This is a genomic window from Clostridium luticellarii, assembly GCF_002995845.1.
Lineage (GTDB): Bacteria > Bacillota > Clostridia > Clostridiales > Clostridiaceae > Clostridium_B > Clostridium_B luticellarii.
Genome location: NZ_PVXP01000037.1, coordinates 21,222 through 32,080 on the forward strand (window position 1 = coordinate 21,222; position 10,859 = coordinate 32,080).

At 35.8% G+C, this 10,859-nt stretch carries 12 protein-coding genes and 1 riboswitch; of the genes, 6 read left to right on the plus strand and 6 right to left on the minus strand.

Annotated elements, in window-relative coordinates:
• Positions 1-5: 5 nt before the first annotated feature.
• From CLLU_RS11925 to CLLU_RS11935, 3 genes are read right to left on the minus strand one after another with little or no spacing between them, the layout of a single operon-like run.
• Complete coding sequence (locus tag CLLU_RS11925; RefSeq protein ID WP_106010011.1) at positions 6-671, minus strand: TorD/DmsD family molecular chaperone; 666 nt, start codon at positions 669-671, stop codon at positions 6-8.
• Positions 672-1,286 (minus strand): 4Fe-4S dicluster domain-containing protein, encoded by a 615-nt coding sequence (locus tag CLLU_RS11930; protein WP_106010012.1) that lies wholly within the window; start codon positions 1,284-1,286, stop codon positions 672-674.
• On the minus strand, positions 1,286-3,973 hold the full coding sequence (locus tag CLLU_RS11935; RefSeq protein WP_106010013.1) for a molybdopterin-containing oxidoreductase family protein: 2,688 nt from the start codon (positions 3,971-3,973) through the stop codon (positions 1,286-1,288). The genes CLLU_RS11930 and CLLU_RS11935 overlap by 1 nt, the downstream gene beginning before the upstream one ends.
• 343 nt (positions 3,974-4,316) lie before the next feature.
• Here CLLU_RS11935 and moaA point away from each other — a divergent pair, with 343 nt between their 5' ends.
• Positions 4,317-5,273: a GTP 3',8-cyclase MoaA gene (moaA, locus tag CLLU_RS11940; RefSeq protein ID WP_106010014.1), complete on the plus strand. Its 957-nt coding sequence runs from the start codon at positions 4,317-4,319 to the stop codon at positions 5,271-5,273.
• 80 nt (positions 5,274-5,353) lie between these two features.
• A complete protein-coding gene (locus CLLU_RS11945; protein WP_242977586.1) occupies positions 5,354-5,914 on the plus strand; it encodes a hypothetical protein in 561 nt (186 codons plus the stop codon).
• Between the two features lie 12 nt (positions 5,915-5,926).
• Here CLLU_RS11945 and CLLU_RS11950 read toward each other — a convergent pair whose 3' ends face one another.
• Positions 5,927-6,823: a LysR family transcriptional regulator gene (locus CLLU_RS11950; RefSeq protein ID WP_106010015.1), complete on the minus strand. Its 897-nt coding sequence runs from the start codon at positions 6,821-6,823 to the stop codon at positions 5,927-5,929.
• Positions 6,824-6,998: 175 nt separating this feature from the next.
• On the opposite strand from CLLU_RS11950, the gene CLLU_RS11955 reads away from it, so the two are divergent.
• From CLLU_RS11955 to crcB (CLLU_RS11965), 3 genes are all read left to right on the plus strand, one after another.
• Positions 6,999-7,919 carry a LysR family transcriptional regulator gene (locus CLLU_RS11955; RefSeq protein WP_106010016.1) on the plus strand — a complete coding sequence of 307 codons (921 nt, stop codon included), beginning with the start codon at positions 6,999-7,001 and terminating at the stop codon, positions 7,917-7,919.
• A gap of 112 nt (positions 7,920-8,031) precedes the next feature.
• Positions 8,032-8,094, plus strand: a riboswitch (Fluoride riboswitch).
• 81 nt (positions 8,095-8,175) lie between these two features.
• On the plus strand, positions 8,176-8,622 hold the full coding sequence (gene crcB / locus CLLU_RS11960; protein WP_106010017.1) for a fluoride efflux transporter CrcB: 447 nt from the start codon (positions 8,176-8,178) through the stop codon (positions 8,620-8,622).
• A 31-nt stretch (positions 8,623-8,653) separates the two neighbouring features.
• Positions 8,654-9,007: a fluoride efflux transporter CrcB gene (gene crcB, locus CLLU_RS11965; protein ID WP_106010018.1), complete on the plus strand. Its 354-nt coding sequence runs from the start codon at positions 8,654-8,656 to the stop codon at positions 9,005-9,007.
• A 156-nt stretch (positions 9,008-9,163) separates the two neighbouring features.
• Here the strand turns inward: crcB (CLLU_RS11965) and CLLU_RS19535 are convergent, their stop codons facing one another.
• Together CLLU_RS19535 and CLLU_RS19540 are read right to left on the minus strand one after the other, a co-directional pair.
• Complete coding sequence (locus tag CLLU_RS19535; RefSeq protein WP_146127601.1) at positions 9,164-9,283, minus strand: oleate hydratase; 120 nt, start codon at positions 9,281-9,283, stop codon at positions 9,164-9,166.
• Between the two features lie 115 nt (positions 9,284-9,398).
• A complete protein-coding gene (locus tag CLLU_RS19540; protein ID WP_106010019.1) occupies positions 9,399-9,722 on the minus strand; it encodes an oleate hydratase in 324 nt (107 codons plus the stop codon).
• A gap of 187 nt (positions 9,723-9,909) precedes the next feature.
• Here CLLU_RS19540 and CLLU_RS11975 point away from each other — a divergent pair, with 187 nt between their 5' ends.
• Complete coding sequence (locus CLLU_RS11975) at positions 9,910-10,506, plus strand: TetR/AcrR family transcriptional regulator (protein WP_106010020.1); 597 nt, start codon at positions 9,910-9,912, stop codon at positions 10,504-10,506.
• Positions 10,507-10,859 lie beyond the last annotated feature (353 nt).

Genomic DNA, 10,859 nt, shown 5'->3' on the forward strand with positions numbered 1-10,859 from the left:
TGCAGCTAATTCGTTAAACTTTCCAGAATTGTATTGTCCAAGTGCAAATAGCCGTTGGTGATTTTTCCAATCCCCTTGTAAAATTCTGTATCGGCATACTTTTCTATATCACTGCAGAAGCTTGGAACCCAATTCAATAAATGCTTACTTAAAAAATTCATCTGTTCCTTTAAACAGGGCAAAAATTTTGATTCATCCTGTATATTCAAAACTTCTTGTGCCTCTTGACATAGAAATGCCATAAATTCCAGTTCCAGGGATATATGATCTTCAAAGAGATTCAGCTTTTCCTCATCTTTTTTCAGACCCTTTGCCGCATATATAGTCATCACTTTATCCCGGGCATCCTGCATCATGATTTTCTTTTCACTGGTATACACCGACTCATAGGGAAATGCAGCAGAACCCTCCGCTATTCCTGCAGCAAGAAAAATTTGCGCATAATCTACAGCCAGGTCAGTCAATGCAGTATTACCATGATTATCCAGATATTTTCCAAGCATTTGGTATCCTTCCCTGAGTTCAATTTCACAGCAATCTACAGGAAAGTCCATGTTTTTCATCTGCATAAATAAGGGTTCATCCACTTCTGATTTATAAAGGCGCTCCAAAAAACGATACAAATTTTCACGGTTTCTCATAAGTGTCAGGTACTCTGGATTCTTATTCACCTATCTTTTCCTCCCGTCCTGCTGGCTGCACTCCTGCGGGATAACATCAATCCACTTGTCACGGCGCAAAATGTATCGAACAGAAGGGTGAGTGCCAACATCCCGAAGACTATATACATTTTCACTGCCAGCTTCTTTTAATGCCAGGGATACATCGCTGTCCGGATCATTGATATCGCCAAAAATCATGGCCCTGCCTGAGCAATTTTTTACACATGCAGGTTTTTCACCTTTTTCTGTCAATTGAGTGCACAGAGTACATTTATCCATTACTCTCATTTCGTTGTTGAAGTTGTTTATTTCATAAGGACAGGCTCTATGACAGCTCTTGCAGCCTATGCATTTTTCCTGATCAATGAGAACAACACCGTCGTCACTGCGTTTATAGCATGCCCCTGTAGGACAGACCTTGACACAAGCAGGATCAGCACATTGCTGGCACATAACCGGCAGCCAATACATCTGTACATCCGGATATGTTCCTGTAGGACCTATGGTCAGTACTCTATTTCTCGAAGAACCCAGTGCAACTCCATTCTCCATTTTACATGCTACACTGCATCCATAGCAGCCGATACACCTGTCTAAATCAATTACCAAAACATTTTGTTTCATTATTTAACCACCTCCGTAGGATCGGATGGTTGAGGGAGCCATGCCTTGAACTGTTCAGGTTTAGTCCAGACTCCTTTTGGCGGACCGTCCTCAGCTCTTGAAACCCTTACGAGAAATCCTCTTAAAGTGTAGGTCCCCACAACATCGTTGTATGGAGCAGTTGATTTTGAAAGTACGTTGACGTTCATTTCACGCCATCCTTCTGTTTCAGTATGGTAATTTTCGGGGAAAACAAAACGTTCCATATATACGGCACCAGGATTTATGCCCTTTGTCACATTGGCTTTTGCCTTGATCTTGCCTCTTAGTGATTCCACCCATACCCAGTCTCCATGGGAAATGCCGTAGGTTTTTGCAGCTTCCGGGTGAATCCAGATCTCAGGAACGGGGTACATTTCACGCAGCCATGGAACATTTCTCAAGGTTGAATGATGATAAAATGGAAGTCTCCCATTGGTCATAACCAAAGGGTACTTTTTAGCAAGCTCACTGTCTTCAATAGGACTTTCAGAAGGTTCCAGATAGTATGGCAGCGGGTCATAGTCTTTTGAAGCAGGAGGCAGTTCACAAGTACTGTAAGGCATTCCCGTTCTTCCTAAGGTAATGAGACTCTCCAAATAGAGTTCAATTTTCTTGGAAGGTGTATCGAATCCTCTTGGCTTGCCTGTCTTTGGGTTATTCTGCTTGTAGACATAGTACTGTTTCCATTCATTTTTAGGAAGAAATTCAAAAGGAGCTTTTTTCTTGAATTCATCCCATGTCATATCAAAGGCACTTGTACAGCGATTGAGAAGTTCATTCATATCCTTCCAGTAGGGAAGATCACCGCCCATAAATTCTGGATCAAATGCTTTCCTGCAGTTTTCATGTCCAAGCTCTGCACAGCGTTTTGCCAGCTTTGACCAAAACAGTGTTTCATCCATGGTTTCCCAAAGATGAGTAACAGCCTGTCTGGCGAAAACCTTATTGCAGGATTCTACAGGCATATCTGTCTCCAGCCATTCTGCGGCAGGAAGGAGCATATCTGCATAATTGGAGAACGAAGTAGGGTACATGTACATATGCACAACAAATTCCATTTCTTTAATAGCGGGAACCCATGATTTGCTATCGGCCACATTGGCAAACTTATTGCCGGAACGTTCAATCCAAACTCTTGGTTTATAAGGTTTTCCGGTAAGGATTGCTTTCTTGACACTGGCAGGATGGCCCGCCCACCAAAATAGAAGTCCTTTGTATTCGGTACCGCCCAAGCGCTTTTTGAGCTGTTCTTCTGGAAGCATTTTACGGGCAGCTGGTACTATATATGTGGAAACAGCGGCATCACCGGGAATAACACCACTTGTTTTAAAGCGCTGCATCAGTGATCCTGGCCTTTCGATGTTGCCCATCAGCGCATTGAGAATAACTGCTGCCATAGCTGCTTGTACTGAATTAGGACTTTGGTCAGTGGCAACGCCCAGGCAGAGACCTGCAGGAGAATTTTGAGCATATATATTAATGGCTTCTTCAAGCTTATCTGCATCAAGCCAGCAGATTTCTGCTGCATTTTGAATAGTATAAGGTTCCACTCTCTCCTTTAAGAGCTGAAAACCGGTTTTGCATTCAACTCCATTCACGTTAAAACTGCCCTCCAGTGCAGGAGTCAGATCATCATTCCAGGGGTAGGCAAGCGGTTTGGCCGAGTTGGTTTTTGTGTCCCACACCATAAAGGTATCCGGAATTTCTGGTTCATTGCTTTTATTAGCACGTAAGAACATCTTGGTCTTGACATCTACAAGATAAGGTAAATTTGTCCATTTCAGGACGAAATCACTATCATAAAGGTTTTTGTCAATGATGTAGCGAGTCCAAGCCTGTAATAGTGCCACGTCACTTCCGGGTCTTATAGGTAACCAGACATCAGCTTTTGCTGCATCTGGTGTCATTCGAGGGTCGATTACAACAGTTTTTACTCCATTGGCCCGAAGGTCTGCAACGGCGCCTCCGCCCATGGCTGGACTGGAGTAGGAAGGAGCTGCTCCCCATAAGACCAGACATTTCATTGGTGTATCTTTAGTGTAGTAAATTTCCAGACAGTTTGAATCGGCGATACTATAGTCAGAACCACCATACATCAAATTATTGGCTAGAATACGCGGCAGGTAGCATTGGGCACAGCCGGGTTCGAACCAGTTGGGAGTACCGAATACGTTACAAAATCTGGCGATACTCCAAAACTCAGGATTTCCACCTCCTCCGGTAGAGCAAAGCACGGCTTCTGCCCCATATTTTTCACGGGTTTTCATAAGCTTTCGGGCAAGAATATCAATGGCTTCATCCCAGGAAATACGCTTCCACTTATTTTCACCCCGTTTGCCTACTCGCAGCAGTGGATACTTATTACGATTTGGATTATAAAGAGCTTGTATACCAGAAAGTCCCTTGGCACACATTGATCCTTTGCTCATTGGATTTTCAGGATCGCCTTCTAGCTTGACTACTCGACCATTCTTCACATGGGCAATAACGCCGCAGTTGGAAATACATGCTCTGCAGCATGTTCTGACAATTTTAGCTGAGGATGTTGTCTCATCCAGTATTGTAGCGCTTTTAACCAGTCCTTCTGAATGATCTAATGCTGATGTAATTCCCGGTATATTTATTGCACTGAGAAAATCTTTTTTGTTTGATTTTTGTTCTTCCATTTAATTACCTCCTTTACTAATGAATAATTTTAAATACTGTCAATGAATAAAATACTGCCTAGTTCTAAAATAGCATTATGTGAATTCGGTTTCAAATTCAAAAAAAGTAACTCTTTATTCCAAAAAAGAATAACTGCAGGCCTTCATTGTGACTGTAAAACATTCTGCCTGTTTTTCCATTATCATATCCGGATTATTCCGTTTTTGAATTGATCATATAATAATTTAAGATTGACCATGGGTACTAACTGTGATATCTTTTAGCATATTACATAAATCTTTATGCCTTTGAAGAATAGAAAAAATGTTCAGTAACTATTGAAAACGATTGAGGAGGAATGATATGATAGATTCATATGGAAGAAATATAAATTATTTGAGAATATCTGTTACGGATTTATGTAATTTAAGATGCAGGTACTGTATGCCTGAAGAGGGCATAGAAAAAATACAGCATTATGAGATATTAAGACTGGAAGAAATATATAAATTAGCAAAAATATTTGTGTCACTTGGAGTGAATAAAATAAGGATAACAGGGGGAGAACCCCTGGTCAGAAAAGGTATCATAAATTTAATTGAAAATATAAGTGATCTAGAAGGGATTAAAGATTTTGCCATAACTACAAATGGAATACTTCTTAAAAAGTACGCCAGGGATTTAAAAAATGCAGGGCTCAATAGAGTAAACATCAGCTTGGACACTTTAGATAAAAAGAAATATTATGATATAACCAGGGGAGGGTGCCTGAAAAATGTTCTTGAAGGAATTGAAGAGGCCAGAAAGGTAGGACTTGCACCTGTAAAATTAAACACGGTTCTGGTTGGTGGATTTAATGATAGTGAAATAGAGAGTTTTATCAATCTGACAAAGAATGAAAAAATAGATATTAGATTCATTGAACTTATGCCTATAGGACATACAAAAGACTGGTCATTAGATAGATTTATATCCAGTAAAGCGATTTTGGATAAATTTAAAGAATTAAAGGCAATTACAAAGGAAGATGTGTCATCACCAGCCGATTACTATAAATTACCTGATGGGAAAGGGAGAATAGGATTTATAAGTCCTATTTCCTGTAAGTTCTGTAAAAACTGCAACAGAGTTAGATTGACGGCAGATGGAAAGGTCAAAAATTGTCTTCTTTCAAATGATGAAATGGATTTAAGACCCGCATTGAGAAATGGAGAAGACTTGAAGAAAATAATAGTGGGCTTAATTAAGAACAAGCCTAAAGAGCATGATCTGGAGGATGGAAAGTATATAGAGAGAAATATGGCAGCTATAGGAGGATGACGGGAGAATTTACTCATTTTTATAATAAATAGCTTTCCAAGGCGGCAGATTGATAAATTGATAGTGAGGTGAATGAGACAGTGACTAGGAAGTATAATGTACCCAACATGATTTTAATTGGATCAACTGCTAGAAACAGCGGAAAAACTACTCTTGCCAGTTCAATAATAAGTAAATATAAATTAATCAGACCGGTGATAGGATTAAAAGTCACAACTATTCATGACAAAAATAAAAAATGCATACATGGAGGAGAAGGTTGCGGGGTGTGCTCAAGCTTAAAGGGAAATTTTCAAATAACAGAGGAGCTGGATGCATCCAATAATAAAGATACATCCTTACTATTAACTGCAGGAGCGGATAAGGTCTACTGGCTAAAAACGTTGGAAGGTAGTATATATGAAGGATTTCAGGCATTTATCACCCGGATACCTGAAAATGCTCTTATAGTATGTGAATCAAATAGTCTGCGGACTGTCGTTAATCCAGGTGCTTTTATTATGATAAAAAATTCCCGGAATTGTCAGATGAAAAAGTCGGCAAGTGAGGTTATAGATCAAGCTGATATAATTATGGAAAACAATTTTAATGATGATTTTCAAGAAACAATGGAGGAGATAGACAGCATAATGAAAAAATAGATTTAAGAAAGCTCATTTTGACTGTTCGTTATTTCTATCAATTAACATATTAACTAATTCTTTGATTCTAGGATTTTTTTCACTATGTCTATTGACAACTGCACCTAGTATAGCCGGAAGACTAGGTGAAATAGGTATTAAAACAATATTGTTATCCGGTAAATTACCAGATAATTTACGTGTTATTAAACCAGCACCGAGTTTAGCTTCTACGCCGCCCAAAATAGTGTCAGGTCTCCCTCTGAATATAATATCCGGGACAATATGATGTGCTTCAAAGAAAGCCATACATAAACCGGATATACACGTATAAGTTTCCATTAACATGAGAGAGATACCTTTTAATTGTTCTGGAGTAATATGGCTTGATTCTGCCAGAGGATTGTCTTTATGGACAGCTAAAACAATTTCATCCGTGGAGAGGGGAACAAAAATGTTTTTACTGTTGGATAGATTTTGTTCATCCCAATAGGTTAAGGCTATGTCAAAATTGTTACTTAGCAATTTATGAAATAATTGCGGCTCTTCCAGTTCTTTGAGATTGATTAAAAATGAGGGATTTTCCAATTCGAATCGACTTATTGGAATGTAGAAACCAAAATAACTCATGACAGGTAAAGTCAGCACTGTTATTCTATACTTATATCCGGGCTGTAGCTTTTGTGACATATATTTTAAATGGCAGATCTCCCCTAATGTATGTCTGGCCTGAGGTAATAATTGCTTTCCTTCATCTGTTAATTCTGCATGTCTATGCTGCCGATTAAAGAGTTGAACACCTAATTCACGTTCTAAGGCCTGTATTTGTTTGCTAACAGAAGATTGAGCAATATTTAATTCTAAAGCAGTTTCCATATAGCTGCCGGTATCTACTATAGTTACAAAATATTTTAATTGTTCTTCCGTCATCATATCCACCTATTCCATTTTTGAATTAATTATATAATAATTTAAAATTGATTACAAGCATCGATTCTGGTACTTTAATAATAGAGGTGCCTTTTAATATATATGATGATGTAAACTATTTCAAAGAATATATTATTACAGGGACATATTTAAGTATAAAAAGGGGAAATAGGAAATGCCAATTAGCTTATTGCGTGAGTTTATTGTGCTTTCTAAAAACTTGAATTTTAGTATAACAGCGCAGCAGCTCTATATTACACAATCTGTCCTAAGTAAGCATATTGCTTTGCTGGAAAAGAAAATTGGCTTGACTTTGTTAATAAGAAACCACCATGGTGTTGAATTAACTGCCATAGGAAAATTATTTTTGGTAGAGGCTACTGCTATTGTAAATCGATATGATGAAGGTATGAAAAAAGTAAAAATGGCAGTATATGGAATTAAAATGGAACTGAAAATAGGTTATTTATATGCACAGTCCAGAGATATTCTTGCAGCATCTATACGGCTGTTTAAAAAACATTATCCCTATATTGAACTAAAATTAATATCTTGTGAATATGGTAAATTGGCTCAAAAGCTTAAAAATAATGATCTGGATTTAATTATGACTGTTGATTTTGATAAAGATATTCTATCCTGGTGTGACACATGCAAGTTATATGAGGATATTCTCTGTGCTGCAGTAGATATTAATAATCCTTTGGCCAAACTGGAAAATGTTACAATTCATGAACTGAATTCAGAACGTATTTTGATGCCTTCAAATGATAATTTTAATGGATATGCAACCTTTGTAAATGAAATGTTCAATTCGGAAAAATTATCTCAAGATAGAAAGATTCGATATAAATGTATAAATTCTTCGTTGCTGATGGTTGAAGCGGGATATGGTATTGCAATTGTCCCCCGAAAACTCAAAGCTAATGCCAGTGAAAAAGTTTGTTTTATACCACTTAAAGGGGGGCAATATTCCTTTGATGTTATTGCAGCCTGGAGAAAATCGAATAATAATCCGGCAATAAAAAAATTTATTCAAATATTGTCACAAGTCAAATATGATTTTTCCTGCAATGAAAGAATTAAATCGTTTTAAAATTTAAAATAGAATTACTGCAAAGAGGTATTTACAAAAAAATTTTATGCTTTTTTATTTCATTGCATATTGATATGTGTACTAATTTATGATAACATAAAAAACATAATTTAAAATTTTAGGTAATGAAGTTTACCTTTAAATATCCTTTGTGATTGATGACTTCTACTATTATGGGTAGAAGTTTTTTATGTTTCTTTTCAAGCTGGATCAGAAATAGGACATGACATATTAAAAGGAAAGGGAAAATTGACAAATGAGAAAATATATTTTTATTGGTATTGGTGGTTTTCTAGGTGCTATATTAAGAAGTTTTATAAAAAATATTCATATGTTCAATTACAATATTGCAATGCCGTTGGATACTTTATTTATAAATATTACTGGAAGTTTTATGTTGGCTTTTGTGCTTACAGTGGCGATTAAGGTATTAAAAATTGACGAGAATATACAACTTGGAATTTCAACAGGATTTATAGGAGCATATACAACATTTTCTACATTGTGTAAAGAGACGGTAAGATTAATCAGCGGACAATACTATTATGCGGCAGTATTTTATATGCTCATGTCAGTACTTTTAGGACTTACAGCAGCATATTTAGGTGCAGCTGCCGGAAGCAGATTCAATTCAAGGATAACAAAGAATCATCATAATGAATCAGATTATGATGAACAGGTTCGGGATGCACAGACAAGGTAGTTTGAGTTATGAGTTATAGGAGGAAATGAATATGAATTATTTGCTAATTGGGACAGGCGGTATATTGGGAAGTATCGTAAGATATGGTATTGGGAAAGTTATATCAACTCACCTCAACACCAGGTTTCCTTTTGGAACTTTTATAATAAATATAACAGGAGCCATTATGCTTGGAATTTTAACTTCAGCTCAAATTAATACAAATATATATTCATTTCTCGGAGATGGATTTTTGGGAGCATATACCACTTTTTCTACATTTATGTATGAAGGATTTAATTTATTCAAGAATAATGAGAGATTAAACGCATTTGTATATATCTTAAGCTCAATTATAATTGGAATAATAGGATTTTTAATTGGAATAAAAATAGGATTTTTATAATGGGTTAATACAATAATTAATAGGAATTGACTCAAGGGGTATCAAGTTGGAAATTAGATAAATTAATTGCTAAGTTTATGAAAGAGGAAATTTTACATAAATAGGGATTATTTATATTCAATTTTTCATGATTATTATACATAACAGTTTTTTATGCTAATGTGATTTCATACATTTCTTACATTTCAAATGTTCGATTCCGTCTAAGTGCTGCATAAAACGGACTGTATAACGCTTCATTTCAATAAGGCTGTGATAAGGCTGAAATGCAAGCATGCTTGCCCATATTATTCATGTCGGTTTTCGTAAGTCTGAGAGAAGAAATATCTCTTGGTTGAAATTGATTTTGAAATAGGCGCCTGTTTGCATAGATAGGCAAATTCTTGTTGCATTAACGGGTTTCGTCCAGGACAGTTCGCTCCTCTTCTTCCAAAGAAGGTACCATAGCAAAGAGATACCAAAGACATTCCATGTATGGTTCCAATTCTCGTTCACCGCGGCTGATGTAGCCGTCAACGGCGTTTCCAGAGCTATCCATACAGCCGCCTACTACCGGTAGTTGATCATATACTGTAATATTCTTGCCGGGTATATGTCCATCTTCTGTAAGAAAAGCAGCAGCGGAAAGTCCGGCAATACCGCCTCCTACGATAAATGCGTGACGTGATTTGATACCTTCGGGCTTTCTTGCATGAATACGGTCATAATTTTTTATAAAATAATCATCCTTTCAATTTTATTCACATGTTCGAATTTAAACATGCGTTGAAAATTAACTATACCTGTATTATAATTAACTTTAGTGTTTATCACAATAATCAGTTTTATTCTGAATATACAAAATGAAACAAATAGTATTGATCTATTGGATTTTTAAAAAATTTTTCAGGAGGAATAAATTCATGAAGAAAAAAGCGGAATATAAGAGTGCCATTCGTTCTCGGAAATTAATACGTCAAGCTTTTGTTGAATTGATGCAGGAAAAGGATCTGGAGAAAATTACAGTTACGGATATCGTTACCCGCGCAGACATAAACAGAGGAACTTTTTATGCCCACTACCAGGATAAGAGGGCAGTTATTGAGCAGATAGAAAATGAAATTATTGGGAAGATGATGGAATTCTTAGGTGAATTTCAATATAAAAAATTCTTTCAGAATCCACTTCCGCTTCTCTTAAAAATCTCAAGATATTTGGAAAAAGATCTAGAATTTTATCGAATTCTCATTAATGCAAGAGGTTCAGAACAATTTCTTGAAAAGCTCAAGAGTATCTTTACTAAATATTTAAAGAATGATAGTGATATACCGGAAAAGATAAAAAAATCATCTGATTTTATCATTCGAATTAATTTTTTTGCAGGGGGGATAATTAATCTTTATCAAGTATGGTTCAGAAATGAGTTGAATTGTTCACTTAATGAAATTTCTCTAGAAATAAGTAAGCTTGTAATTAGCAATTCAACTTTATTTTTTAAAGAAAAGATTGGAGAAGTGTGAAATTCATAAAGTTAAGTTGTATCGAAAAAGAATTCTATTAAAAGAATTTGTAACAATTTATTTGCATATCTATTTTTTGCTTTTTTTTAATTAAGGTCATATTATATAATCTTATTCGATGTTATCTCGCTTGACAGAAGCTTGTAATTTAGAAATATCACAACATAGAGATTTGGAAAGCATTTTATTTTGGATGATCTCCGATTTATAAAACTTAAAAAATTTATGATAAATAACAGCTTTTTATTCATTAATCAAGTTATGCTTTAATAAGTCTAAAATTGCTTAAACTTATACATATCAATAACTTTTATTCGATTTTATACAGTTACTTTAATATTAATGATTGAAAT

Excerpts from the sequence above, each read along its gene's own strand:
- CLLU_RS11955 (WP_106010016.1), top strand. The coding sequence starts at position 6,999 with ATGCCAATTAGCTTATTGCGTGAGTTTATTGTGCTTTCTAAAAACTTG.
- moaA (WP_106010014.1), top strand. The coding sequence starts at position 4,317 with ATGATAGATTCATATGGAAGAAATATAAATTATTTGAGAATATCTGTT.
- CLLU_RS11935 (WP_106010013.1), bottom strand. The coding sequence starts at position 3,973 with ATGGAAGAACAAAAATCAAACAAAAAAGATTTTCTCAGTGCAATAAAT.
- CLLU_RS11950 (WP_106010015.1), bottom strand. The coding sequence starts at position 6,823 with ATGACGGAAGAACAATTAAAATATTTTGTAACTATAGTAGATACCGGC.
- crcB (WP_106010017.1), top strand. The coding sequence starts at position 8,176 with ATGAGAAAATATATTTTTATTGGTATTGGTGGTTTTCTAGGTGCTATA.
- CLLU_RS19535 (WP_146127601.1), bottom strand. The coding sequence starts at position 9,283 with ATGCTTGCATTTCAGCCTTATCACAGCCTTATTGAAATGAAGCGTTAT.
- CLLU_RS11930 (WP_106010012.1), bottom strand. The coding sequence starts at position 1,286 with ATGAAACAAAATGTTTTGGTAATTGATTTAGACAGGTGTATCGGCTGC.
- crcB (WP_106010018.1), top strand. The coding sequence starts at position 8,654 with ATGAATTATTTGCTAATTGGGACAGGCGGTATATTGGGAAGTATCGTA.
- CLLU_RS11975 (WP_106010020.1), top strand. The coding sequence starts at position 9,910 with ATGAAGAAAAAAGCGGAATATAAGAGTGCCATTCGTTCTCGGAAATTA.